Here is a 26389-nt window from a genome sequence, read left to right on the forward strand (position 1 = left end):
ATAGCGCTGTATGGTGATTCATGCAATTTTTGGTTAAGTTTGTGGTGTCACTGCGAATGAGATTAAAGATGTTGCCGGATAAAAAAATACTTTTGTTAGCACTTTTCCCTATTGTTGTCCTGCTTTCGGGATGTAGCAAAAAAAGTACGCTCAGCACTTCCAAAACGGAATATCGGGAAGACCTTTCGACTGTAAGGCCCCGGTATGAATACACCGAACCTGTAATTGAAAGAAAAGCACAGGTAAAAAACGAAACCGCAAACACGGGTACAAAAAGCAGTACAGCAAAGCCATTGTATATAAATAAGCGTCTGGAAGCTGTTTTGGACACTTTACACAAACAAAATAAGGCCATTCGCTACATCAGTGGGTTTCGGATTCAACTCTATGTGGGCAATGTCAGGCAGGAAGCTGACAATGCCAAATCTTACATATACCAGCAATTCCCTGACCTAAATCCTTATGTATCTTATTCTCAGCCAACTTATCGGGTGAAGGCCGGCGACTTTATGTATCGCAGTGATGCGGAACAATATCTGGAACTTATCAAAGAACAATATTCATCCGCCGTTGTACTCGCCGATCGCGTTGAAATAAAGAAAAGTTTGATGCTGAACTTGCCCTCTGACCAGAACTAGACATCAATCTACCTATTACGACTATTTTATAATACACAACTAATCAAGATGAAAAAAGCGTTAATAACCGGGATCACCGGACAAGATGGTGCCTATTTGGCAGAGCTTCTCTTAAGCAAAGGATACGAAGTTCATGGCATCAAACGTCGCAGTTCTCTATTCAATACACAAAGGATTGATCATCTTTATGAGGATCCACATGAAAAGAATGTACATTTTCATTTGCATTATGGGGATCTGAGCGACTCTACAAATATAATCAGGATTATAAAGGAGATTCAGCCCGACGAAATTTACAACCTCGGCGCCATGTCGCACGTGCAGGTAAGTTTTGAAGAGCCTGAATATACAGCCAATGTGGACGGAATAGGTACACTTCGTATTCTGGAGGCCGTCAGATTGCTTGACCTCACCAAGAAAACACGGATATACCAAGCCTCAACGTCCGAGCTCTATGGGCTTGTTCAGCAGGTCCCGCAGTCGGAGACCACCCCATTCTACCCCCGATCGCCGTATGCAGTAGCCAAACTTTACGGTTATTGGATCACCGTGAACTACCGGGAAGCATACAATATGTATGCGGTAAACGGGATCCTGTTCAATCACGAGTCTCCGCTACGTGGAGAAACTTTCGTAACCAGAAAAATCACCCGCGCCGTGGCAAGAATTGCTCTGGGGCTTCAGGAAAAAGTTTTTCTGGGCAATCTGGACGCACAACGCGACTGGGGCCATGCGAAGGATTTTGTGGAAGCCATGTGGCTTATTTTACAACAGGATGTAGCTGAAGATTTTGTAATAGCAACAGGCGTTACAACGCGTATACGCGACTTCGTAAGAATGGCGTTTGCCGAAGTGGGTATTGAACTGGAGTTTTCGGGCGAAGGTGCCGAAGAAGTGGCTAAGGTGACAAAATGTTCTAATCCATCCTATCAGGTTGCAATAGGCAAGGAGGTTGTTGCCGTAGACCCCCGCTACTTCCGCCCCACTGAGGTGGAACTGTTGATCGGCGATCCGACAAAGTCGATGACTAAACTGGGCTGGAAGCCAAAGTATGATCTTAAAGCCTTGGTAAATGACATGGTAACAGCAGATCTTACACTTTTCAAAAAGGATCAGTTACTGGAGAGTAGCGGACATCGTGTTCCCAACTATTTCGAATGAGACTCCGGGATCAATCCAATCCCAAATAAGTGTCTTTCGTTTGTAATAAGTAAAGTCGTTAATACAAAAACCCGGGAAGATAAAAGCTCCCGGGTTTTATTTTTCTTCGGTATATTTTCTGATTTATAATAGCGCCCCGTTCTTCTTAGCTACCGCTTTACCCACTTTTATTAAAGTCTCCGGATTTTGATATCCAATAATTTCCTTCACAACATGACCATCACCATCTATAAAAAACAAGGTGGGGTACCCTTCCAACGGATAACGTTCAGCAAGCATAGGTCCTTCCCCTTTCTCCATATCCACTTTTACGTTAATAAAATTCTTATTGAAAACATCTGCCACATCCGGACGCGTAAAGACGTTTTTCTGTAACATTTTGCAAGGTCCACACCAGGTTGTGTAAGCGTCAAAGAAAATAATTTTATTCTCGGCTTTGGCCTTCTTCAGAATCTGCGCCCAGGAACCTGGAACAAATACAATACCCTTATCCGCCCCCTTTTCATCATTTTTATCTCCGGCTTCTGCATGTACGGCCATCAATGACGCGGCTGACACAGCCAATATAAAAACCAGCTTCTTAAAAATCTTCATTTTTTGATTTGTTACAGTTTGATCAAGTGGATAACGAAATTACAATGTAGTTTTATTTTATCAAACGAACAGGAAATTAGTGCCCTATTTTTTTTCAAAACGGAATCATTGTCAGTATGTTGCACACCTTAGTTTCTCTGACGTAACCCGGGCATAAAAAGAAAGCCGTACCTTTGCAGCTTCAAAATACGATTTGCCATGAAAATAACTGATGCAAAATATGTAATGAGCAACTCTGACTACCAGAATTGTCCCCCGCCCGAACTTCCTGAATATGCCTTTATAGGCCGTTCAAATGTGGGTAAATCTTCGGTTATCAACATGCTTACTGAAAAAAAGTCGCTGGCAAAGACGTCACAACAGCCCGGAAAAACCCAATTAATTAATCACTTTATTGTTAACGCATCCTGGTACCTGGTCGATTTGCCGGGGTATGGATATGCCAAAGTAAGTAAAGTAGAAAGAGAAAAATGGGAAAAAATGATCGGTGATTATCTGCACAATCGCAGTAACCTGGTCTGTACCTTCGTGCTCGTTGACATAAGGCACAAAGCGTTGGCAGTCGATCTGGAATTTATGGGCCAGCTCGGCGAATCGGGAATCCCCTTCCACATCATTTTCACCAAGGCGGACAAACTGAAAGCTTACCAGATTGAGCAGCAGGTATTGGATTATACCCAAAAACTGTCTGAGCTCTGGGAAGTGATTCCACCTATGTTTGTGACTTCTGCCGAAAAACATGAAGGTCGTGAAGCAATTTTAGATACAATAGAAGGCTACAACAGGACGTTTCAGAAAACGAGTGAAGTCTAAGGGTTGCTTACTGCTTTTTCTTTCCGTTATTTTGCGGAAAATTAAAGTGCACAACCAGTTTGTATCTAACTGAGATACTGAAGTAATCAATAGCTCGGGTAAGTTGAATTAAAGAAAAAACTAATCGTATAAAAGGATGAGTGATAAAGTTGAATCCGCCGGAATGGATTTGTTGAAAGAAATAGCCAACGTTTCTGGCAAAAGCGGCTTGTTCCGCATTCTTAAACCGAGTCGCGCCGGTGTAATTGTTGAAAGCCTGGACGACAAACATGAAAAAACGCTTATTGGACCCACAGCCCGGGTTTCTGTATTAAAGGATGTGTCCATTTTTACCGATGGAGAAGTGGAATCCGTAGCACTGGCAGACGTATTCCTGAAGATTCGTGAAGTACATGGAGAAGAAGTGGCGCTTCAGAGTAAGACCGCTTCCGACAAGGATCTTATTGAATTTCTCAACAAGATCCTACCCGATTTTGACAGGTCAAAGGTCTATGTTTCTGACATCAAAAAAATCATAACCTGGTACAACCTTCTTTCAAAACATGTTCCTGAACTATTCAACAGTCCTGCCGAAGAGGTAGCAGCCGAAGAGGTTATTAAGGTCGAGGAGGCTAAAACAGAAGATTCAGAAGCGTAATATTTGAGTTTATATCTTTAAGAAGCCCTGTCGGTTTGACGGGGCTTTTGTTTTAACTTGCTTTTGTTTACAGCTGACGTATGACCCATCTTTCCCCCTATATAGATCACACGCTGCTCAGGCCCACCTCCAATGAAACGGATATACGCAAACTATGCGAGGAAGCCTGGATTCATCAATTTAAGGCCGTTTGTGTGGCCCCGACCTTTGTTGCTTATACCAAAGAGATGCTGGAATACTGTCCGGTAAAAATTGAGATCGCTACGGTAATAGGTTTCCCACTAGGGTTTAGCACCACGGCTTCGAAGATGTTTGAGGCCCGGGCAGCTCTGGCCGACGGTGCTTCGGAACTGGATGTAGTCATGAATATTTCACAATTCAAGTCCATGGCTTATTTGAGTGTGAGGGACGAGCTTCGTCAACTGGCCGATCTGGTACATGACAATGGTGCGAAACTGAAGGTTATTATCGAAACTGCCTACCTCGACTCGTTTGAGCTTTACACGATTTGTGAAATATGTTCCGAGGCGCAGGCAGATTTTGTGAACACCTCCACAGGCTTTGCTCCCACAGGAGCCAAGGTGGAGACCATACAAAAATTGAGGTCTATTCTGCCACCTCAAATTAAAATTAAAGCATCCGGTGGGATTGATACTTATGAACAGGCATCTTCCCTAATCCAAGCCGGTGCAGAAAGAATCGGTACTTCTTCAGGTGCATCCATTGTAACGACGGCATGAAACCACGTGTTTTGCTGCTCAGCGCTGTACACCCTCCGACCGACCCCAGGATCGTGTATAAAATAGGCCCCTCACTCACGGAGCATTATGAGGTCATTTGTGCCCTGCCCCATGCCAGAACGAATGACTTTGCACCGGGCATACGCATGGTTTCTCTCCCATATTTCAGGCGTTTAACTTTAAGGTTGCTGTTTACGCATCCGGTGGTTTTATTGAAATGTCTTTTACTTCGGCCGGCGGTGGTGCATATTTTTGTGCCGGAGTTAATACCTGTTGCTTTTTTGTTCAAATGGCTGGGCGCCAATGTAATCTATGAAGTACAGGAGAATTTGTTTAAAAAATTCGAAATAAAGACCACTAATAACTGGATCATATATCGGCTACTTTTCCGTCATCTGGACCGTATTGCCCGTCAGCATTTTCACATTGTGCTTACCGAAAGCGCTTACCTGTCCGTTTATGCCCATCTCAAATATCCGGCATCCGTAATTCAGAATTATCCGTCCCTGCCCTTTCTGGATCGTTATTCGTCAGCAGCAAAAGAACCCGAAAGCGCCCCCATTTTCTATTACTCTGGGGTGGTGTCCATGGAACGAAGCTTTGATACCTTGGTAGCTGCCCTGGTGCAGCTCAAACACAAGCATGCCCGTTTCCATGTGCATATGTTCGGCCCCGTACGGTTTTCATTGCAGCAGGCATACCGACTCCCAGGTTATGAAAAAATCAGGGATCATATCACACTTCATGGATACACAGATCTGAAATATTCCCTTTCATTGGCCCGTAAATCCATTGCCGGAATTGCTTTGCTCAAGCCAGTTGCGGACTATCCGGAATCCTATCCCACAAAGCTATTCGAATACATGGCACAAAATTTGCCCGTAATAACATCAGACTACCCTTTGTACCGGAAGGTGGTCGATGGAGCCCGATGTGGCTTTTGCATTTCCCCGTACGATTCCGACAAATTATCCCAAACATTGGATTGGCTGATACTTAACCCCAAGGCAGCACAGGGATTAGGTAAAAACGGAAGAGAAGCTGTTGAAAAAAAATACAATTGGGTGAGTGAAGAAGAGGTGCTTTTTTCATTGTATAAAAAAATATTGGTTTCAAACTCAAAAATTTATTAAATTCTCACTTTGGGCTATAATTTTACAGACTTATTGTTGAATTGTTCAAATATTAAGTACTACGTTTTCTACGAAATATTTAACTTTCGGAAATAAATAGAATAGCCGTTTGCGGGGTCAATTTCTCAACCATGTATATTAATACAATTAGTCACTATTTGCCAAGCGAAGTTATTGGTAATGAATATTTTACAAATCTCAACAACCTTTCAGATGAATGGATTGTAGCACGCACTGGAATTTCTGAACGCAGGAAAGCCTCTTCCGACGAAAACACAACGACTATGGCTATGAACGCCGTGGAGACTTTGCTGGAAAATATTCCTTACAGTAAGAATGAAATTGACCTGATCGTTGGTGCCACTTACACACCCTACGACACCATTGTCACACTGGCACATGCCGTCCAGCATCAACTTCAGATACCTGATATACCTGTTGTCAGTATTTCTTCCGCCTGCTCTTCTTTACTCAATGCCATTGAGATCGTGGAAGGATACTTTGCTATGGGCAAGGCTACCAAAGCCCTGGTAATCGTCTCCGACCATAATACGGCATACTACAACGAACTGGATACCGTATCTGGTCACCTGTGGGGTGATGGGGCTTCGGCATTGCTCATTTCGAAAGAAAGGCAAACGGAGTCGGATATGCAGATTAAAAAACTGATTACCGGTGGCGCAGCAACTAGCGGAAAGGCCATCGAGGCCGTCGTTCTCCGACCTAACGACCGGGGCGTTATCATGCCTTATGGACGTGACGTTTTTCAGAATGCCTGTATCTACATGCCGAAAGTAAGCCAGCAGGTTTTACAGGCATGCGGCCTCACTATCGATGACCTCGACTATCTGATTCCACATCAGGCCAACCACCGGATCAGTCTCAATGTAATCAACACACTCGGCATTCCGGCCGAAAAACTGATATCAAATATTCAGTATCTTGGCAATACCGGTTGCGCCGGCTGTGCTATCGCTTTGTCGGAACACAAGGACGAATTCAAAAAAGGCCAGAATATTGTTGTAACGGTTTTCGGCGGCGGCTATTCCTACGGCGCTATGCTGATTACGACCTAATTATAAAAAGTAAGGCCTGCAAGTAAAAATCAACTTGCAGGCCTCAGCCATTTCTTCTCCGTAGCCCTTCTAGTTTACGTTTGGCTCCGTAAAATTCGTCGGCCTCCACACATTGTTTTCAGGATTCACATCCGGCAAATTGTGCTCAGGATCAATGATTACTGATCGCAAAGGGCCTTTGGTATCCGCACGGAATGTCCAGGATCCTCCTCTTTGCCATATTTCCACAGGAAGTTCAACAAGCGTTTTCTTACCATTCACCTCTTCCAATTCTATCTTGGCAGGCATTGCCCATTGATTAAGGTTTTCAATCGTAATGAATGATCCCTTTTGAGGGTTTTGTTCAACATACGAAACCTCTTTTACACCCTGATCCAATTGATAATTTTCAAAAAACCATCCTTTCCAAAACCACCCAAGGTCTTCACCAGCACCGTCCTCCATGGTACGGAAAAAATCGTAAGGCGTCGGATGTTTAAATGCCCAGCGTTTTACATATAATTTGAAAGCAAAATCGAACCGATCCTTTCCCAGCACCTGTTCACGAAGCATTTTCAGCCCCATAGCTGGCTTGTAATAGGCTTCCCAGCCAAGGTTTGCCGGTTGAACCACATCCGGAATCGTCATAATCGGATCGGCATTGGGGCGGAAAATGATGGGGGCCAAACGATGCAGGTCATTCAGCTGGCTATTTTTGTATTCTCCATTATTGAAATAATCACTTGAAAGAAAATTAATAAACGTATTGAATCCTTCGTCCATCCAGCCATACTTACGCTCATTACTGCCCACAATCATCGGAAACCAGTTGTGTCCAAACTCGTGGTCCGTAACCTCCCACAGCTCATCCTTCTTACTTTTGCTACTACAAAATACAATACCCGGATATTCCATTCCGCCTACGATTCCAGCTACATTGGTGGCCACCGGATAGGTGTATTCATGAACATAACTTGAATAAAATTCAATACAACCCTTAACATATTCCGTTGAACGCCCCCATGCATCATGGCCTCCTTCTTCGGCGGGATAGGCCGACTGCGCCAAAGCAGTTTTACCATTGGGCAGATTGATCCGCGCCGCATCCCAAACAAACGCCTTGGACGTAGACCATGCCACATCCCTTGCCTGAAGGCAGCGGAATCGCCAGGTCAGATTGCCCGATTGTTTTGGGCGGGAAGATGGGTTCGTCACCTCTTCTGCATTTCGGATCATCACCGTATTATCACTTTTCGCCGCATCGGCCAGTCGTTTTCGCTGCTCGGAAGTAAGCACGTCCGACGGATTCAGCAACTCACCGGATCCTACCACAATATGATCCCATGGTACGGTAATGTTGTATTCAAAATCACCATATTCCAGATAAAACTCGCCGGCACCCAGATAGGGAAGTACATTCCACCCCTCTATATCGTCGAAGACCGCTACACGGGGATACCATTGCGCCATTTCATAAATGGGTCCGTTCTTTGTCTGAAGTGTACCCATTCGGTCGGCACCGTACTGCGGAACTTTAAAGGAATAGTCAATTTTAATTTTGATGACATCCCCGTTTGGTTTCACCGCATTGGCAAGACGAATTTGCATTCTCGTGTCAGAGATAATGAAATTGGCCTCAACCGACTTGTCTTTTCCTTGCTGAACAAAAACAGACTTTATCGTATTACCTCCTATAAATCCATTATTTGCAAAGCGGCCTCCGGTTATCGGGGTTGTCTTCTCTCCTCTGGACTTGTCGGTAAACGCATTTTGGTCGAGCTGTATCCAGATAAACTCCTGGGCTTCCGGACTATTGTTTTTATAGGTTATTTCTACCTGCCCATCCAATGTTCCCTTCTCCTCATCCAGCGCCACATTGATTTTATAATCAGCTCGGTTTTGCCAATATTTTGGGCCAGGCGCACCACTACCCGAACGGTACTCATTGCCAGGCTGGAAGTTAAATAAGGGGTGAAAAAGCGCATGGGCATCATATCTCACTTTTTCCTCGTTCTGTGCAAACGAACTGGATAAGCTCAGGCACCAGATCGCAGGGATGCAAAAGCGTAATAATGAAAATTTCATTCGTATAATTAAATATTAAAAAAGACATGTATAACGTAACGGGCAATATACGGCTTTTCGCGTTTTTTCGTAACAAAAGTTTCATAATTGCCTTTGAATGCCGACTTTTACGCACGACCTGTTTCATCTATGCGCAAGCGATTAAGCGTTGTTGAGTACACCAAAGGCATCCTTTCCGGCGATCGGGTTGTGCTTAGCCGCGCCATTACAGTTATAGAAAGTAAACTTGATTCCGACAAAGTCCTTGCCAAACAAATACTTCGTGAGATTCTGCCCTTTTCCGGCAACTCCATCAGAATTGGCATAACCGGTGTGCCTGGTGTCGGTAAAAGTACATTTATAGAAACTTTTGGCAAGCACCTGACTTCCCTTGGAAAGCGAGTCGCCGTGCTTACGATCGATCCTTCCAGCAAACGTTCAGGTGGAAGTATATTGGGTGATAAAACAAGGATGGAAACACTCTCCAATGACTCACTCGCTTATATCCGGCCGTCTGCGGCACGCCTTTCCCTCGGTGGAGTGGCCGACAATACCCGCGAGACCATGCTGCTCTGTGAGGCTGCGGGATTTGAAGTGATCATCATCGAAACGGTGGGGGTAGGGCAGTCGGAGATCCTGGTACACGGAATGACGGATTTCTTTCTGTTGCTCATGCTTGCGGGAGCCGGTGACGAATTGCAGGGAATTAAAAAAGGGATTATTGAAATGGCTGATGTGCTTGTTATTAATAAAGCGGATGGTGCTAACCAAAATATCGCAGAAGAGGCGATGGGCACTTACCGGAACGCATTACATCTTTCGCCAAAATCAGCTTCGGGACATATTACCCAAGTGGTTACAGCATCGGGCCTTGAAGGGAAAGGAATTCCTGAATTGTGGAACATGATATCGGACTACCAAAAACTTACGTCGGACAATGGATATTTCATTCGAAACCGTCAGTCGCAAAACCTGGATTGGATGCATGAGCGCATACGGCAGGCACTCGAAAGTGCGTTTTATGAAAATTCGGTTATCAAACGAAGTATCCCCGAAATCGAAAAATTGGTTCGGGAGGAAACGGAACTCCCCGTTGTAGCAGCGGAACGTCTTTTGGCTCTTTTTTTAACAAAAAAAAGTGAAGAACCCATTTAGCGATCACTTAAAATGGCTTTTTGATGAATTTGGAGTAAAATTCCTGCCAAAAGAAATTATTAGTCTACGTTTGAACGTTAACAACAGCGTACCAAAAAACATAACACAAATCTCGTACTATCCATGAAAATAGTTAAACAACTTAGTAAAATCACACTCCCTGCCCTTCTCATTCTCTCCATTATCATCGTTTCCTGCAAAAAGGACGATCCGGATCCTGTTGATACGAATCCAATTGTTGGAAGCTGGCAATATGTTTCAGTAGCTCCTGAGACCCCTGGTACTACAATTCCACTTCTTGGCCAGATAACTACTTATGCCCCATGTATTTCCAGCCTAGTTTTTAAGTTTAATTCAAATAATACCGTGACAGCAGAAAACTGCGATGTGGCCGTTCTGGCCATGGGTGCTGCCGGATTGACAATAGGGGCCGAAACAAAATGGAAAGTGGAAGGTACCAAGCTCAAATTGACCAATGGCACTACGGTAAAGGAATTCCCCATCACACAGCAGACCAGCCAGATGACGATAACAGTAAATACGAATTCTGACACGACCACACCGGCGGTTAACGCAGTAATCACGGTAAAAAGAATCTGATAATTATTTCCTATACAGAAAAACACCCTGCCGGAAATGCCGACAGGGTGTTTTTTAGTTATTTCCCTTCACCCGGCGCCGGGCTATTTTTGTCAAACCAGAGCCGTTGTGTACTCAAAACCTGAACACTCCTGTCTCCCGGAGTGAAAGCCTGTTCCGTTTGGCCTTTTAGCCAATTTTCATTGTTGGTTCCAAGTGGCGGCTCATCTACCCAATAGCGACGCGGAATGGGTTCATTAAACTTGTCACGCGGATAGTAGGCAGAGCTATTTTTAGGATATCCCGTGCGACGAATGAAGGTGAACGCCTCCGTTGGCAGACGCATAAAATTGAGATACTCCTGAATATAGATCCGTTCCAGGTTGTTGGTACCATTGAACTTTACATTAACCTGATCCAGATAGGCTGTTATCTGTGCATCAATTGTATTCTGATCGAATCCGGTAGCTGACTGTGCCGCTACGGCAATAGCATTCATCGTACGCAAAGAGGAGGTGACACCCTTTTTATACCATTCCTCAGATGATCCCTTTGTATTTACTCCCGTTCCATACCCCTTTTCAATCAGTTCGGCGATATAAAAACAGGTTTCAGCACTTGTTACAAGATAATCATGAAATGTTCCGGTAGCTCCATTACGCCGCGGGGCGAAAAATACCTTGTTGATAGATGACATCAACACCAACTTAGCAGAACCCGCGGCAAGTGTATTCTTGTAATATTTAGCGGTCTCCGGATCTGTAGTCCAGTCAGCTGGTCCACCCTGGTAACGAATTAATGGATCGGCCTTGTCGATAAATGCCGGAAGAGCCACGTTGTACTTTTTCAAAGAGTCAAGGTTTGCCGGTGTCAGATCATTGGGGCTGAAATAGATTGGTAATCGCGGATCATTGGTCTTTTTGAGAAAAGTAGCTATGGATTTGGTGGCGAACCGCACGCTTCTATAGTCTATATCGTTTCCAATCGGGTTGTTGTTCGGATCAATATAAGCAAACTGATCCGCGTCTGAAACGATCGGGCCGGTAGCATTTTCCATGACTTCTTTAAAAATAGCCTGCGTTTTAGATTTGTCCTGACCTTCATATCTCACTGCAATCCGCAGCTTCATAGAGTTAGCCAGCTTTACCCATTTAGTCCAATCGCTGCGATAGAATATATCCGCATTCCCATAAGAAACCTGATCTGCTGAGGCCGCACTCAAATCACCAATCGCAGTATTCAACTCTGTAAGCCAGGAATCATACAACTTCTGCTGGCTATCATATTCGGGCTTATAATTATCGTCATTTCTACCCAGGCCCGCCTGGGTATAGGGAATCGAGCCATTGAGGTCGGTCACCCGGAGTCCATAAAAAATACCGGCTATGTAGGTAGCCGCTCGCATTTTTTGATATCTCTCCTTGTCCGCTTTCATATCAATCTGGCGCCTGATCTCAATCAGGTTGGGAAGCACGTTGCTATAATAATTACTATAACGGGAGTTGATATTGGTGGAAAGCTCGTAGGGATCGGTGGTAAGATGCTCGGAGAACCGCAGCAATTGTTCCAGATTTTCCCATATCCACTCCGAGCCACTTGATTGAAGGCTATTGAGTGAATAGGTGAATAGAAATTTAGGATCAGGATCCGTCACTACGCTGGGATCTGTATTGATCTCGCTAAAATTATTTTTACAGGAATTCGACAGGAGCAGTATCACTGCCAACATCAACCCTGTGGTCCATTTCAAGGTTATTTTTTTCATTTTAATATCTTTTAAGATCCTCTTGAATCATTATCACTGACTAAAATCCTGCCCTTAGAGTTACTCCAAGCGAACGTGTCATTGGAGGAATAAAACCAACTTCTTTCTGAACCGCCGTGCTGTTGGAGACATTGGATGCCGGATTAAAGTTGTTTGGCAGTGTGTTATACAAATACAAAAGGTCGCGACCGACAAAATTCACTGAGAGGGAGTTGAGCTTGATTTTTTCACAAATAGACTGCGGGACTTGATAACTTACCGATACCTGGCGCAGGGAGATCCACGAATTTTTGGCAATCCAATAATCACCCACTGCTGTTGAGGATGATCCGTAGCGATACATAAATTGGGGTAAATGCGTGGGCTCCACATAACCCTTATCGTATGCTTCCTGGTAACTCATGCCGCTTACATCCACCTGAGTTCCGTTGGCTTGAGTGATTTTCTGTCCTGCATCAAAAACACCATCCGGTATAATTCCGTCATCGTAAGTCTTGTTGTCAAATTTGCTGGTCCAGGTGATTCCGCCATGCGCTGCATCACGGCCTTGAAGTGAAGAAGGGAAAATCCCCGTATGCGTTCCGTACCTCAGGGAAGTAATGATCATATCACCGCCGATTTTGGCATCAAACAGCACATTCAAAGAGACTCTTTTGTAGCTGAAAGTGTTATCCCAACCCGACCGGAATTTTGCATTGATATCCCCTACGTCCTTCCATTCATTGCTTCTGGCAGGAAACGCTGCTCTTGCGTCTGCACGCCATGACAGGACCTGCTTCCCGTTATTGGGGCTGCCTTCATTGTTATATCTTTTGGCGGCGATCTTGGTACGTATTACGCCGTAAGCTCCGCCTACTTTTGCGAAGGGAATCAAATCATTGCTTGCATTCCCTTCATTTTCAAGCGCGTAGTATTCACGATCTCCATAGAGTTCGAGAATCTTATTGCGATTGCGGGAAAAAGTAACGACCGTATTCCACTTAAACGCTCCAATCTCGAGAGGTGTGGCGTCAATAGAAAGTTCTATCCCCGTATTCTGAATATTACCCGCGTTGATCAGAATACTGTTAACGCCGCTTTCAATGGGAGCGGAAATAGATATTGGCTGATTCCGGGTGTTGTCGCGGTAAACAGAAACATCAAATCCCAATCTATTATTGAAGAACTTCATTTCCATCCCCACCTCCTTGGCTATTTTCCGAAGTGGTTTAATGTTGGTCTGCAGCGTCGACATGGAATTATACGTGGACATGGGTTGATTCCCTGCCCCGCCGGCATCAGTAAAATCTTTAAAGGCGAAACCCGCATTTAATGTGAAGGGGTCAATATCCCCACCCAGCGCTGCCAGGTTCCCGCGAAGCTTTCCGTAAGTAATCCATTTGGGTAGACTGTTACTGAAAGTTTGCGAAAATACCCACGAAAGACTTGCCGAAGGATAATTGTAAAAATTATTGCCACTGCCATTTTTGTAGGTTAAAGCGGATGACCAGTCTCCTCGCCAGGTGGTTTGCAAAAACAACTGGTCTTTGTAACCCAAGTCTGCGCTGGCGTATAGAGAATTATACGAGCGTCTGTTTCGGATACCTCCGGTTGCCCTTTGCGCATTTACAGAGTTGGCAAGAAAGTAATTGCCCGGATAACTAAGTCCGCCGTCGGTTTCAGTCATATTGTATGAAAGACCCATTCGTTGCGATTCGCCCCCCACATATCCGCTAAAGTCCAGCACGGGTGTAATTTGTTTGTTAAAAATGGCCATCCATTTAAGAAATCTGGTTTCTTTTGTGGAATGCCCTAGGGCATATTTTCCGCCAGTAAAATTGGTCCCCTGACCGAGCTCCTTTGTTTCGTTCTCTGTGTAAACGTTATTGATATTACCTTCCAGCTGCACTTTCATCCAATCGGTAACAGTGCCGGTAAGCGCGATCCTTCCGCGCACCATTTGCTCTCTTTGCGTATAACTGTTTTCGAAAATATTAAACCAGATGTTCGGTTCAGGGACCTTATTAGGCTCGTTGGGATCATTTGCCTGCGGAATGCCACCATTGTAGCCAATGTAGTTCTCCCGTTGCATCCATTTCTTGGTATCATAATTCCGTCCAAAGACCCAGATATACCTGTTCAGTGACAAGCTTGGCGGATTCTTACCCATGGTAGATGTATAGTCGGCCGTTACGTCAGCTGAAAGAAATTTATTAAGCTTTTGCGTTGCCCGAAGATTGAAGGCATTTTTAGTCAACTCATTTCTGTAGTTGATACCCCGACTATCATTTCTATTATAGGATAGCCGGAAAGTAGACTTATCGTTGCCTCCATCGATGGCAATATTGGTCAGATTTCCCCTGCCGGTTTGGAAGGCGTCCAGGTAATTGTTGGGATAGGCCTGGTAGGTGGTCATTTTCCCGTCATAATCCAACACTTGTTGCCCGGCAAATCTGGGTCCCCAGTTTTCCAGCTCTCTACCAATCTGACGATCAATATATGGCTGTCCCTGACTGTTGGTCGGAAAGACCTTTGTTGTCCAGGATTCGTCCGCCTTGTAGTTGGGATCACGTGTGTCTGTGAAAAATGCACCAACGGTTCCACCGCCATACTCGTTCTGAAAATCAGGCCCACGATAAGGTTGCTGGGCAGAAAACGTTTGCGAAACGTTCACACCAATTCCTTTTCTCTGCGTTCCTTTTTTTGTGGTTATCAGTATGACACCATTGATGGCACGAGTTCCGTAAAGCGCCGCCGCCGCAGAGCCTTTGAGTACCGATACACTCTCAAAATCCTCCATGTTGAGGTTTTTGATATTATTTCCAAAATCCCGCCCGCTATTGTCATAAATATCGTTATCCAGAATCACTCCGTCCACCACAAAAATAGGCTGATTATTAAGCCCCAGCGTGGAGTTTCCTCTGATCAAAATTTTCGTGTTACCGGTCAAGCCTCCGGCCCCCTGGTCGATTTGCACGCCAGGAATACGCCCCTGGAGCGCACTGATGGGACTTACTTCGTTTGTAGCGGCAAGTTTGGCGCCAGCAATATCCGTAACCGAATAACCCAGTTGTCTTTTTTCTTTGCTAACGCCTAATGCCGTGATCACCACTTCATTGAGTTGCCCGGTATCCTCTTTTAATTTAATATTCAATACCGACTGCCCGTTTACAGGCACCTCCAGTTTTTGAAATCCAATAAAAGAAAGTACAAGTATAGAATTGGGATTGACTTTTAATGAAAAGTTGCCATCAATATCCGTGATGGTGCCATTGGAGGTTCCTTTCACCAATATGCTCACACCAGGGATTGCATCACCACCAGTCTGCTCCGTAACCAAGCCAGTTACCTGAATGTCCTGCGCGTAAATAGTGAATGGTCTCAGAAACAAAAATGCGAGAAGTATACCGGAAAATAATCCAGGGATACACCAGATACTGCGAGGACAAGTGCCTCTGCATTCCGGATGTTTATCCGAGCCGGGGAATTGTAGATGTTGCTTCATAGATAGAAGGATTAAATAAAAACAGAGAGATTAGGTACGCGTGATTTATTAAAATAATTTATTAATAATAAATAAGTACATAAGAATCAGCTTAATCCAATTCTACTTTAATCTTCTGAAATAAAATCCCGCCTAACTTGTATGATCACACACAATGACCCATTTTCCATTAATTTTTCGCCAGAGCAAGGTGTAAAATCCACTTAAATCTCCTTTTTCGGGCCTGGTCAGATAAAATTTACCTACAAGAAATGCGACATGCGGTTCGGGAAAAGACAGGTTTATGAAGTCAAACTTCAACGTTCCCATGGCTGCCCGATCAGGGTAGCGTTTCAGATAATTTTCATAAGTAGCTTTATATCCATAGGTTACGCCACTTTTTCCAACAAACATCAGGGAATCCGATTCCCAGTATCCATTCATGAAAGAAGAAATGTTACCTCCATTCCAGTCAGCGGCTTGTCTGTTCATAATCCCATATATCTGATCTTTATCGGATTTTGGCTGCCCCATCACTACAACGGCTGTAAAAAACAGGCCCAGTGCGAAAACATAGTTTCTCATATTTTTTATGGATTTTTGTGCTATAATTAAAGATAGCATGTAAAACGGTCATTGCCCGGGCTATTGAAACAATAAACTTCTGATAATGGGAATGTTCAACAATTTATTCAAAAAACTGGACCGACAAAAATACCCCTTCATCGATGGGTTGTACTACCTGTTTATGATTGTGTTCCTGTTCATTTTATTCCTCTTTTTCAAGTGAACCGTGTCTGACAATTCCTATCTTTTTATTGTCAATCCCAATTCAGGAACAACCATTGGGAAGAACCAGCGTGCGGTATGTGAAGCGATTGAAACTTTCGCCAGGCGCCATTCAGCGCATGCGCACATTCTTTTCACAAAAGAAAGCGGACATGCCACGCATTTGGTTAGGGAGCATCTTACACTCAGAAATTGGAAAGCTATCGTTGCTGTGGGTGGGGATGGCACCGTAAACGAGGTGGCCAAAGTGCTGGTACACAAGTCCCTTGCATTGGGTATTCTACCCTTGGGTTCGGGAAATGGTCTTGCCCGTCACCTGGGTTTACCGCTTACACCGGTAGCCGCACTTACACGCTTGTTCGAGGGAAATCCGATCGTTATCGATAGTGCCGAATTAAATGGCATTCCCTTTTTTTGCACTGCGGGAGTAGGATTTGACGCCTATGTGGGTGCGCTTTTTAGCCGACAAAGTAGTCGGGGCCTTGCTACTTATGCCTCCGTCGCGTTTAAATCTTTTTGGAATTTCAAACCACAGCACTTCTTGCTCAATGGTAAGGATACGGAGGCATTTTCTCTCACTATTGCCAATGCGGGACAATATGGAAACAATGCCTGGATCGCTCCCGAAGCGAGTGTGCAGGACGGCTTTCTGGATATTTGTGTGGTGCGCCCCTTCCCTGCCTGGTTTGGTGTAAATCTTGCTTACAGGATGTTCAGCAAATCCTTGAAACCATCGGGGTTTGTTTCCTATGAAACATTACAGCATGTGCTTATTGAATCCGCAAATCCGCCGTTGATCCATTATGACGGTGAGCCATTGCAGCTTGACACAACCCGAATACAAATTGATATTCGCCCCAAAAGTTTGTGTGTAATCGTTTAAATTACCTGAAATATTAATCGTAATTCGTTTTATCCATTCCAAAAACTATGTCAAAAAAAGGTCGTTCCGGTGTTGTGTATTCAACAGATCCCGACTTTGAATACGCCGATTCTTCTGAAAATGAATCCGATACACTCCCACCAGCACAGCAGGATCTGCGTGTGTGGCTTGATCGTAAAGGGGGAGGAAAGGTCATCACCGTGGTGAAAGGCTTCATAGGCAGATCCTCCGATCTAGAAAATTTAGGAAAGCTTTTGAAATCACATTGCGGAAGCGGTGGGACGGTAAAGGATTTTGAAGTACTGATCCAGGGTGATCACCGGGAAAAGGTGATTACCTGGCTACTTGGTAAGGGATATAAAGCCAAAAAAGCGGGAGGTTAAAAAGGCTCCCGCTTTATCAATGACATAAATCTTCTTCTACTTAAAGTCTCTCTACAAAATCTCTGTTGTATCCACCTGGGTTGGAGCGGGCGCCGGTACGGGTGCTTGTACAGGAGGAAAATTGCCTCCTCTGTTTTCCAGTACTTCTACCTTGGTGACGAAGTACTTGGTTTCTCCATTCCAGGGCAGCGTAAAGAACTTTTCTTCGTAAGTAAGCGAAACACGCGAGCCGTTTTTTATAGCCAGATCCAGGTTTTCGATCGCTTCCTTGTTTTTTCCACTAACAGAAAACGCCCATTCGGTCGAGTTCATGGTGCCGTCTCCTTCATAAAGACCACCAGTCCTAAGCTCTCCCTCGTATGTTTTAAACAAATACCCTTTGTTGCTCAACTTATTTACAAATCCCCCACGTTTGCCCTCGCTGTAATAGCCGAACGTCAGGTAATAGATGATTCCGAACACAATGGCCAGAAATAGCAGTAAAAAGCCCCACTTGCGCATGATGATGATTTTTGGTTTTTTAATGAAAGCGAACTTCGTAAATCGGTTTCATTTTTCCTAAATTTTTATTTTGCCCGTATGGCGATCACCGGATCCATTCGTGCCGCCAGCATAGCCGGAATGATTCCTGATAACACACCAATGATGCTTGAAACAGCCAGTCCCAAGATGATATTTCCGGGGGTCAGGATTATTTCGAGAGCGCCAAGCGACAGGAATGACAGTAGAAAAACAAGAAATATACCAATGATCCCCCCCACGAGGCTTAGCATAATGGCTTCAAAAAGAAATTGAGTAAGAATCGCGTAATTTTTAGCGCCGAGCGATTTTTGAATTCCGATCAGGTTGGTTCGCTCCTTCACGGAGACGAACATAATATTGGCAATCCCAAAACCACCCACCAGTATAGAAAAACTACCGATTACCCAGCCCGCTATGGTTAATACAGAAAATAGCCCGGATATGGCCTGCGTAGCCGCTTCGGGGCGGTTTAACGAAAAATTGCTTTCTTCTCGTGGTCGTATACCGCGCTTTGTTCGCATGAGGCCGGTTATCTCGGCCTCCACTTCCTTCATTCCTTCGTCCTCCGGAAAACCCTTTACGACTATTTCTCCATTACGCCTGCCGGATTGAAAGAGTTTCGTAAACGATTCAAAAGGAATGATACAGTTCTTGTCTGGATTTCCGCCAAAATCCACCAGACTTTCTCCTTTTTTTGCCTGAACCCCTACAACCACAAACCGGTTTCCGGAAAGCTTAAATTCCTTTCCCACCGCCTGTTGCCCAGGAAACAATGATTGAGCCACCTCATATCCGATCACAGCTACATTTCTGGCACTGTTAGACTCAGTCTGCATAAAGTAACGCCCGTCGGCAATAGGAATGTCCGAAATGAGGTTGTACTCGTAAGAAACCCCCTGTATCTGGGCCTGGATGCTATTCGATCCATTTTTCAGCATAGTAGCTCCCCTGAAATCCATCATGGCAACTGCGCTGGCGCTTTCCAGATTATCGTAAAGGAATTTGTACTCAGCATAGGTAGGGTCAGGCCATTGAAAGTACTTCCACCAGGGATAATCCTCGCCAAATATCCAGGGCCATTTTTGTACATAAATGACCTTATCACCTATAAAGCTCATACTGTCTTTAATGCTCTTTTCCAAAGAATCAACAATGGTGAAAACAGCTACAATAGCGAAAATACCAATCGTTACACCCAAGAGAGAAAGGGTTGTACGGGTAAGGTTCGACTTCAGTGCCTGCCAGGCAAAGCGAAAACTCTCCAATAACTGCCTTAAAAATTTCATGGTAACAGGTTAGCTTAATTTTTTCACTTTGGGTATGTCCTCGGATCACACAAAGTAAGGGGATATAGGTTGAATCAGAAATAAATTGTTACCAAAGGTACGCTGCCGGGTTGAACAGTTGAAATGCATAGAAAATCGTGAAAATATTTTTAGGAAAAATTTCACAAATACAATAACGTACCATTCCTGTTATTTACATTTGGTAAATTACATCACAAACTATAAAGTAGAAAGCATGGGAATTCGCTACCATATCATTTTGATTTTCACACTCCTTAGTGGTTTTGTGCATGCTCAAAAGCCTGTTCAGGAATCAACTGGTTTTTATCAGTTCTTATCCGACGACCCCAATCAGAAACCATTTTACAACGACAGAAAAGGCATACTCGCCAAGAACGGTATGGTAGCTACGGCGCATCCCGAAGCGTCCAGGGTGGGCGTTGAAATCTTGAAAGCAGGTGGAAATGCAGTGGATGCTGCTGTGGCCGTTCAGTTTGCGCTGGCAGTGGTGCACCCTTCGGCCGGTAATATCGGGGGCGGGGGTTTTTTGGTGCTTAGGAATGCAGAAGGCATGAGCACCAGCATTGATTTCAGAGAGAAAGCACCCTCCAAAGCCTACGCAGATATGTATGTGGACAAAGTGGGGAACGTGATTCCAGGAGCGAGTACACTCGGACGGCTCGCATCAGGGGTTCCGGGATCTGTGGCTGGTATGGCCCAGGCGCATGCTAAATATGGAAAATTACCCTGGAAACAGCTGCTACAGCCTGCTATTGACCTGGCTAAGAAAGGAGTAGTTCAGACAGAGCGCGAAGCACGCGGATTAAACGCGATCAAAAAAGACCTGCTCGAATTGAACCCGGGTACCCATTATTTCCAAAATCCCGATGGAAAAGAGTGGGTTGCGGGGGATATTCTCATTCAAAAAGATCTGGCTGCCGTACTTCGGCAAATTCAGAAAAAGGGTCGGGATGGATTTTATACGGGGAAAGTTGCCAAGCGGATTGTGAAAGATATAAGGGCCGGAGATCAGGGGATTATCAGCAAAAAGGACCTGAAAGAATATAACGCGCCATGGAGAGAGACGATCACCGAGAGCTACAAAAATTATAAGATCATCACGATGGCGCCACCTTCAAGTGGCGGTATAGCACTGGTGCAGCTGCTGCGACTGACCGAGCCCTTGCCACTAAGAAAATGGGGTTGGCACAGCGACTCAACGGTCCAGGCCATGATTGAAGCTGAAAGGCGCGTATATGCCGACCGGGCCAAGTTTCTCGGTGACCCCGATTTTGTAAAAGTACCTGGTTCTACACTGATGAGTAAAGAGTACCTGAAACAGCGCTGGAACGATTTTACATGGGAGAAAGCTACTGACAGCAAAAATGTACATGGTGGCGTTTTCCCGGGCTACGAAAGTCCTCAAACCACTCATTTTTCGGTTGTAGATAAGGATGGTAACGCAGTAGCGGTAACTACAACACTGAATGGTGGCTATGGGAGCCGGGTTGTTGTAAAGGGAGGCGGGTTTCTGATGAACAACGAAATGGACGACTTCAGCATCAAGCCCGGTGCTCCCAATATGTATGGGCTCATTGGGAATAAAGCCAATGCCATTGCTCCGGGCAAGCGAATGCTGTCATCTATGACACCTACCATCATCGAAAAAGATGGCAAATTGTTAATGGTGGTGGGCACTCCGGGCGGCTCTACCATCATCACGTCGGTGTACCAGACCATCCTGAATGTGTTGGAGCACGGCATGACCATGCAACAGGCAGTGAACGCACTGAAATTTCATCATCAATGGCTTCCCGATAAAACGACATTCGAATCCAATGCATTTTCCGAGGGCACCATTCAAAAACTTCAAAGCAAAGGTTATATCCTGGAGATGCAACGGAATTCCATCGGTCGGATGGATTGTATTCTCGTCACACCCGACGGCTGGCTGGAAGGCGGTTCGGATCCGCGCGGCGACGATACGAGCATGGGCTACTGAACACCTGGAATACTTTTTGTAAAAGTGTTGTTCAAAATGGGTATCGGATTTTTGAAAAGGGACTGAGATGAGAAAGATGCCGCTTTACATACTTTTGTTGGTAACAACAGTTTTTCTTTCTGCCTGTAGAAAACAGCAGGACAAAGAAGAAGTAGCCCCCAGCACATTGCCGGTAGAATACTATCCTGACGGATCACCCAAGTTTTTAAGAGAATTAAAAGTACCTGATGCCGAAAACATCGTATACGACTCATTGACCCGAAACTTCACAATTTCGTTGCCCACCAACTTTTCCAAAGACGAGATAAACCTCAATTTATCGTTGTATGGGGGCATCGGCTTACTCGATAGCACGGAATCACTCACCGAAAGTACCGGCATAAAGTTTTCCTACAAAGGAAGCAAGCCTCTCAGGTTTCAGCTCAGGGCTACTGACGGTGAGGAGATGACTTATCAGGTATATGTAACGGTGGCAGGTCAGCCCCGTGTGCAACTACCAAATACTGATATTCCTCTGTATTCCGGTTCTTTCGCACTACCGTTAAAGATCATTTCTGGCGTGGGAACCACCCCTTCTGCTCCGGGACAACCAACGCCTGGTGTAAAATTTGTTGATCCGAAATCAGGATGGGCAATGGAGGGATTTTATCAGGACAACCAGATTCATGCTTACATTCCGGATGTAAGTAAACTGTTGTCTTTAAGCCATCTTACATTGGAGATTAACTTTGGAGATGAAAAAAAGGCCGTGCTTGAAAGGGTAAGGTTTGTTAGGGGGTTACCACGAGCGCATCTACAAGGCTTTGATAATATTCTTTTTCCCAAAACCGATTCCATCACCGTTTATGGCGGCTATTTCAGCCCCAATGAAAAATACGAAGTCCGATTTTCGAGCGACTTTCTCAGCCAGCCCGTTTCCCGTGAAATGAAGTATATGGATTCCGCTATTGTTGCTGGTTCTTTACCATTCAATATTGCTCCCGGTTCCTATCTCGCCACGTTTTACGAAGGTGATAAGGTGATTGGGAAGAGCTCTGTTTATTTTTCAGAAGACAAGACCCATTCCGTTGAAACAATATGGAAAGGGCAGCTTCAGCAGGCGCTTACTCGTAATACGGAAAGGTTATCATTCAGAAAGGGTGACATTTTTTATGCAAAACCCTGGCCTCCTAAATACAGTATGAGCTCCACCACAGCCTTCAACGAAAAAGACCTGCCCGACCTGAGAATGAAAAACGGCACAATGGTTATGGATTTGAGACCACAGTTGGTTGTGGTGCACTGGGCCGTCGCCGGATTAAGATTTTCGGTTGGTAAATATTCCGTTCCCGCGAACCTCCCTGCTGGTATTTACCAAGCATCGCTGGTATTTCCCGATAAAAAAGAATCCAAACCATACTGGTCGAAAATCACCGTCCGCTGATCATTCCATTCAGCTGGTGAGTTCGTAGATTAGCTTGGAATGTTGTGGAAAAGCTTCAAGCAAGCGGCTTCTATCCGCCATTTCAAAATCCTGAAAGTCGAAACCTGGTGCTACGGTACAGCCTACCAGACTATACAGGCTACCCAAAGCCGGCCTTGAACCAAACCAGCTACCCGCAGGTACAACAGCCTGAAACGCCTCGCCGTTTTCCGGGTCGGCACCCAACCTGATCACCTCCAACGCTCCGTTAACTGGAGAAATAACGAATATTTCAAGCGCCTGTCCAGCATAAAAATGCCACATTTCGTCGGATTTAATCCTGTGGAAGCCAGAAAAGTCAGTGGACCTCAGAAGAAAATAAATGGCGGTAGCATGAGAACGGTCGCCTGTAAACCTATCGGGTAAAGCTGTTGCCGAGATTTGCTCAGCTGACCGATAAGTCTCTGAGTAAAAGCCTCCCTCCGGATGTGGCTGCAAATTGTATTTTTCAATCCAATAACTGGGTAATTTCATAGGGCTATCCTGTATGGTTGTACTTTTCCAAAAGTCAAAATTAGCAGATTATCCGCGTACCGCTGTTTTCTATCAAAACTACTTCTTCATTCTTCACATCGGTAATAAGCACGTCCACCGTTTCGAGCCCGGCAAATCGCAAATAGCTATCTTTTCCTATTTTACTGGAATCACACAGCAGGTAACTCACCTTGGCGTGCGAGGTCATAACCATAGTCATACCTGCTTCCTTTTCGGAATGAGCGGTTAATCCGTATTTGGCCGAAATACCATCCACTCCTAAAAAGGCTTTATCCGCATGATACCGTGAAACATGTTCTTCCGCTACGCTACCATGAATGGCAAGTCTGGCTGTATCCACTTCGCCGCCAGCCAGGTTCACCTGCACCATACCACCCGCCAACTCGTAAACTACCGGTAATGAATTGGTGATCACAGTTATTTTTTTATTCTTAATAAACTGGCATAGCCTGAAGACCGTGCTTCCACAATCCATGAATATAATGTCTCCATCCGTTATTTCCTGTGCGGCAAGCCGGCAAATGTGATCCTTCTGCGCTACATTCTTTGCTACCTTATGAGCAAAATCACTCGGCTTTCTGATCAGATCCACCCTCATAATGCCGCCATGCGTACGATATACCAAGCCGTCAGCGGTAAGCTGGATCAAATCCCGTCGAACAGTGATCTCTGAGGTGCCCAGTTCTTCCGCTAACTGCTTCACGGTCACCTCACCTTTTTCTTTCAGCAAGTCCAGAATAATATTCTTTCTGATTTGATATTTCATAAGTTATTGTACATTTGATCAAAAATAATCAATAACAATCATATTTGATCAACAATGAGCAAAAAAGTAAGGCTTGTAAAAGAAGAAATTCTTTCCGACAATTGGTATACCCTCCGTAAAATAACCTTTGACTACCAACGTGTGGATGGAACCTGGGAGCGACAATCCCGTGAAGCTTACGACCGGGGAAATGGTGCCACCATTTTGCTCTATAACAAAGAGAAACAAACCGTGATTCTTACCCAACAATTTCGCCTGCCAACTTACACCAACGGCAATGAATCCGGCATGCTCATTGAAGCATGTGCCGGTTTGCTGGACAAAGATAATGCCGAAGATTGCATCAAAAGAGAGACAGAGGAAGAGACAGGTTACAAAATTAAATCCGTGAAAAAGATTTTTGAAGCTTACATGTCTCCGGGCTCTGTTACGGAAATACTCTATTTTTTTTCAGCTGAATATACTGCCGATATGAAAGTAAGTGAAGGAGGCGGCTGCGAAGTGGAACAGGAAAACATTGAAGTCATGGAAGTCCCCTTTCAAAAAGCGCTGGCAATGGTCGGTAGTGGAGAGATCAGAGATGCCAAGACGATCATGCTGATCCAGTATGCGCAATTAAATGGACTATTGGCAGCATAAAAAAGAGGATTGAAGATCAAAACCTTCAACCCTCTTTTTTCACTTATGATCCTATGCCGCCGGAGTGGGTGTTTCCACTGCTGTATCTGTAGTGCCTTTGTTTCCCGAAATCTTTGAGAAAAGATCTTTGAGAAACCCTTCCGCATCGGGAAAATTCGCCTTAAGCGTTTCCGTGCCTTTCGTTTTCAGCTCTTCAAAATACTCGGGTGCCTTATCCACCACACCCTCGGCCTCCGCTTTCAGGTCAGTTGCTTTGGTTTTCAGATCTTCCAGAAGCTTTTCTCCTTCTTCAGTCTGTAGATATTTATGTGCTGCTACGCCAGCGGCGGCACCAAGAATAAATGTGGCCAGGTGTTTTGCGTTTATGCTCATGATTTATTGGTTCTAAGGTTGATAACTGGTTTAAAGTTAGTTATGTTTTCAGATAAAAGAAACAGGTCCTTTCACTTATCCACGAACGGTTAAAAAATGATGCCAAACGTTTATATGTCCGTCACAAGAGAATGATAGATCATTAGTAAGCACCCAAACGGGGCTCTGTAAAATCCGGTCTTAGCTATTTAATTTCGAAAGCAGCCTTCATTTTGTAACTGATTCTGATTTTTTGAAACGCCACGCTGCTATCCTCAACAGCGTCCGCCGATTCCGCTGCTGCAAAAGTACGCATATTAGCCTTGTACATTGGTTGCGGATAGGATGCGTCGTCCTCCAGTTCGGTAATTTCAAGTGCAGCTCCAAGTTTCTGATCCACTGATTCTACCAGATAGGTCGCCTTTTCTTTTGCTGCTTTAAGCGCATTGATCTTCACCTGTTTTTTGAATTCCGCTTTTTTGGAATGATCCACACGAGCCATGTTGGCATACTGTATTCCCCGCGAATCAATCTTGGATAAAATACCGTCAAGCTTATCGGCTCGATCAACTTTAAGTTCGTATTGCTTGTTCTCAAGGAATGTTGCCGGCTTTTTCTTTTTATCCACATAGTTCTGATAACCCCCCAACCCGCTAATAGACAAGCTTTCTTTTGGCAAGCCTGCCTCTGCGATTGCCTTCATCAGTTGCTTCTCAAGGGCCGTGATGACCACCTTATCTTTTTGATTTTTTTCGTCGTTGTAATATTCCCTTAATGAAATGTTAAAGTAGAGTTCGTCCGGGATTACTTCCATTTCAGCCGAACCGGTAACCTCTATTTTTTTTACAGGAGTTGGTAGTATCAAACTTGTCTGCGCTATGGAAGATGTAAAAACAGCAGCCAGCAAAATGGCGCTCACTAAAATTGTTTTGGTCATGGCCTTCTAATAGATAAAATGAATTAATGCGGTTAGAACTGCACGCCGCTGTATTGCGTAGGCAGCTCTATCGTATA

At 44.6% G+C, this 26389-nt stretch carries 25 protein-coding genes; 14 read left to right on the forward strand and 11 right to left on the reverse strand.

Annotation, left to right across the window (positions count from 1 at the left end; genetic code table 11):
* Window positions 1-56: 56 nt before the first annotated feature.
* Together DYADSP32_RS18250 and gmd are read left to right on the forward strand one after the other, a co-directional pair.
* On the forward strand, window positions 57-638 hold the full coding sequence (locus DYADSP32_RS18250) for an SPOR domain-containing protein (protein ID WP_149241406.1): 582 nt from the start codon (window positions 57-59) through the stop codon (window positions 636-638).
* A gap of 48 nt (window positions 639-686) precedes the next feature.
* Window positions 687-1799, forward strand: a complete 1113-nt coding sequence (gene gmd / locus DYADSP32_RS18255) for a GDP-mannose 4,6-dehydratase (RefSeq protein WP_149241405.1) — start codon at window positions 687-689, stop codon at window positions 1797-1799.
* A gap of 123 nt (window positions 1800-1922) precedes the next feature.
* Here the strand turns inward: gmd and DYADSP32_RS18260 are convergent, their stop codons facing one another.
* On the reverse strand, window positions 1923-2393 hold the full coding sequence (locus tag DYADSP32_RS18260) for a thioredoxin fold domain-containing protein (RefSeq protein WP_149241404.1): 471 nt from the start codon (window positions 2391-2393) through the stop codon (window positions 1923-1925).
* Between the two features lie 198 nt (window positions 2394-2591).
* Between DYADSP32_RS18260 and yihA the strand changes: the two genes are divergently transcribed.
* The 5 genes from yihA (at window position 2592) to DYADSP32_RS18285 (ending at window position 6792) form a co-directional block, all read left to right on the forward strand.
* A complete protein-coding gene (gene yihA, locus DYADSP32_RS18265) occupies window positions 2592-3206 on the forward strand; it encodes a ribosome biogenesis GTP-binding protein YihA/YsxC (RefSeq protein WP_149241403.1) in 615 nt (204 codons plus the stop codon).
* 136 nt (window positions 3207-3342) lie between these two features.
* On the forward strand, window positions 3343-3843 hold the full coding sequence (locus DYADSP32_RS18270) for a DUF5606 domain-containing protein (protein WP_149241402.1): 501 nt from the start codon (window positions 3343-3345) through the stop codon (window positions 3841-3843).
* Between the two features lie 80 nt (window positions 3844-3923).
* Window positions 3924-4583 (forward strand): deoxyribose-phosphate aldolase, encoded by a 660-nt coding sequence (deoC, locus tag DYADSP32_RS18275; RefSeq protein ID WP_149241401.1) that lies wholly within the window; start codon window positions 3924-3926, stop codon window positions 4581-4583.
* Complete coding sequence (locus DYADSP32_RS18280; protein ID WP_149241400.1) at window positions 4580-5716, forward strand: glycosyltransferase; 1137 nt, start codon at window positions 4580-4582, stop codon at window positions 5714-5716. Before deoC ends, DYADSP32_RS18280 begins: the two co-directional genes overlap by 4 nt.
* Before the next feature lie 131 nt (window positions 5717-5847).
* Complete coding sequence (locus DYADSP32_RS18285; RefSeq protein WP_149241399.1) at window positions 5848-6792, forward strand: ketoacyl-ACP synthase III; 945 nt, start codon at window positions 5848-5850, stop codon at window positions 6790-6792.
* A gap of 69 nt (window positions 6793-6861) precedes the next feature.
* Here DYADSP32_RS18285 and DYADSP32_RS18290 read toward each other — a convergent pair whose 3' ends face one another.
* Window positions 6862-8856 (reverse strand): M1 family metallopeptidase, encoded by a 1995-nt coding sequence (locus DYADSP32_RS18290; RefSeq protein WP_149241398.1) that lies wholly within the window; start codon window positions 8854-8856, stop codon window positions 6862-6864.
* Between the two features lie 129 nt (window positions 8857-8985).
* Between DYADSP32_RS18290 and meaB the strand changes: the two genes are divergently transcribed.
* Together meaB and DYADSP32_RS18300 are read left to right on the forward strand one after the other, a co-directional pair.
* Entirely contained in the window at window positions 8986-9990 is a 1005-nt protein-coding gene (meaB, locus tag DYADSP32_RS18295) for a methylmalonyl Co-A mutase-associated GTPase MeaB (protein WP_149241397.1), read from the forward strand.
* A 123-nt stretch (window positions 9991-10113) separates the two neighbouring features.
* Entirely contained in the window at window positions 10114-10590 is a 477-nt protein-coding gene (locus DYADSP32_RS18300; protein WP_149241396.1) for a hypothetical protein, read from the forward strand.
* 58 nt (window positions 10591-10648) lie between these two features.
* On the opposite strand, the gene DYADSP32_RS18305 is transcribed toward DYADSP32_RS18300, so the two are convergent.
* The 3 genes from DYADSP32_RS18305 to DYADSP32_RS18315 all read right to left on the reverse strand — a co-directional run bounded on the left by DYADSP32_RS18305 (window position 10649) and on the right by DYADSP32_RS18315 (window position 16382).
* Complete coding sequence (locus DYADSP32_RS18305; protein WP_149241395.1) at window positions 10649-12334, reverse strand: SusD/RagB family nutrient-binding outer membrane lipoprotein; 1686 nt, start codon at window positions 12332-12334, stop codon at window positions 10649-10651.
* Window positions 12335-12374: 40 nt separating this feature from the next.
* Window positions 12375-15818, reverse strand: a complete 3444-nt coding sequence (locus DYADSP32_RS18310; protein WP_149241394.1) for a SusC/RagA family TonB-linked outer membrane protein — start codon at window positions 15816-15818, stop codon at window positions 12375-12377.
* A gap of 132 nt (window positions 15819-15950) precedes the next feature.
* Window positions 15951-16382, reverse strand: a complete 432-nt coding sequence (locus tag DYADSP32_RS18315) for a nuclear transport factor 2 family protein (RefSeq protein ID WP_149241393.1) — start codon at window positions 16380-16382, stop codon at window positions 15951-15953.
* Between the two features lie 208 nt (window positions 16383-16590).
* Here DYADSP32_RS18315 and DYADSP32_RS18320 point away from each other — a divergent pair, with 208 nt between their 5' ends.
* Both DYADSP32_RS18320 and DYADSP32_RS18325 read left to right on the forward strand, forming a co-directional pair.
* Window positions 16591-17469: a diacylglycerol/lipid kinase family protein gene (locus tag DYADSP32_RS18320; RefSeq protein WP_149241392.1), complete on the forward strand. Its 879-nt coding sequence runs from the start codon at window positions 16591-16593 to the stop codon at window positions 17467-17469.
* Between the two features lie 47 nt (window positions 17470-17516).
* A complete protein-coding gene (locus tag DYADSP32_RS18325) occupies window positions 17517-17852 on the forward strand; it encodes a translation initiation factor (RefSeq protein ID WP_149241391.1) in 336 nt (111 codons plus the stop codon).
* A gap of 51 nt (window positions 17853-17903) precedes the next feature.
* Here DYADSP32_RS18325 and DYADSP32_RS18330 read toward each other — a convergent pair whose 3' ends face one another.
* A complete protein-coding gene (locus DYADSP32_RS18330) occupies window positions 17904-18353 on the reverse strand; it encodes a hypothetical protein (RefSeq protein ID WP_149241390.1) in 450 nt (149 codons plus the stop codon).
* Between the two features lie 65 nt (window positions 18354-18418).
* Window positions 18419-19660, reverse strand: a complete 1242-nt coding sequence (locus DYADSP32_RS18335; protein WP_149241389.1) for an ABC transporter permease — start codon at window positions 19658-19660, stop codon at window positions 18419-18421.
* Window positions 19661-19895: 235 nt separating this feature from the next.
* Here DYADSP32_RS18335 and ggt point away from each other — a divergent pair, with 235 nt between their 5' ends.
* Together ggt and DYADSP32_RS18345 are read left to right on the forward strand one after the other, a co-directional pair.
* On the forward strand, window positions 19896-21662 hold the full coding sequence (gene ggt / locus DYADSP32_RS18340; RefSeq protein ID WP_149241388.1) for a gamma-glutamyltransferase: 1767 nt from the start codon (window positions 19896-19898) through the stop codon (window positions 21660-21662).
* Window positions 21663-21729: 67 nt separating this feature from the next.
* Window positions 21730-23085: a hypothetical protein gene (locus tag DYADSP32_RS18345; protein ID WP_149241387.1), complete on the forward strand. Its 1356-nt coding sequence runs from the start codon at window positions 21730-21732 to the stop codon at window positions 23083-23085.
* Window positions 23086-23094: 9 nt separating this feature from the next.
* Here the strand turns inward: DYADSP32_RS18345 and DYADSP32_RS18350 are convergent, their stop codons facing one another.
* Complete coding sequence (locus DYADSP32_RS18350; RefSeq protein WP_149241386.1) at window positions 23095-23598, reverse strand: cupin domain-containing protein; 504 nt, start codon at window positions 23596-23598, stop codon at window positions 23095-23097.
* 40 nt (window positions 23599-23638) lie between these two features.
* Window positions 23639-24385, reverse strand: coding sequence for a DeoR/GlpR family DNA-binding transcription regulator (locus DYADSP32_RS18355; RefSeq protein ID WP_149241385.1), 747 nt, complete (start codon window positions 24383-24385; stop codon window positions 23639-23641).
* A 54-nt stretch (window positions 24386-24439) separates the two neighbouring features.
* Here DYADSP32_RS18355 and nudK point away from each other — a divergent pair, with 54 nt between their 5' ends.
* Window positions 24440-25024 carry a GDP-mannose pyrophosphatase NudK gene (nudK, locus tag DYADSP32_RS18360; RefSeq protein ID WP_149241384.1) on the forward strand — a complete coding sequence of 195 codons (585 nt, stop codon included), beginning with the start codon at window positions 24440-24442 and terminating at the stop codon, window positions 25022-25024.
* A gap of 51 nt (window positions 25025-25075) precedes the next feature.
* Here nudK and DYADSP32_RS18365 read toward each other — a convergent pair whose 3' ends face one another.
* The gene (locus tag DYADSP32_RS18365; RefSeq protein WP_149241383.1) at window positions 25076-25396 is read right to left on the reverse strand and encodes a YtxH domain-containing protein; all 321 of its coding nucleotides are present in this window, start codon (window positions 25394-25396) and stop codon (window positions 25076-25078) included.
* Window positions 25397-25580: 184 nt separating this feature from the next.
* Entirely contained in the window at window positions 25581-26312 is a 732-nt protein-coding gene (locus DYADSP32_RS18370) for an SIMPL domain-containing protein (protein ID WP_149241382.1), read from the reverse strand.
* Window positions 26313-26389 lie beyond the last annotated feature (77 nt).

Origin of the sequence: Dyadobacter sp. 32, from assembly GCF_902506755.1 — a bacterium.
Classification (GTDB): Bacteria; Bacteroidota; Bacteroidia; order Cytophagales; family Spirosomataceae; genus Dyadobacter.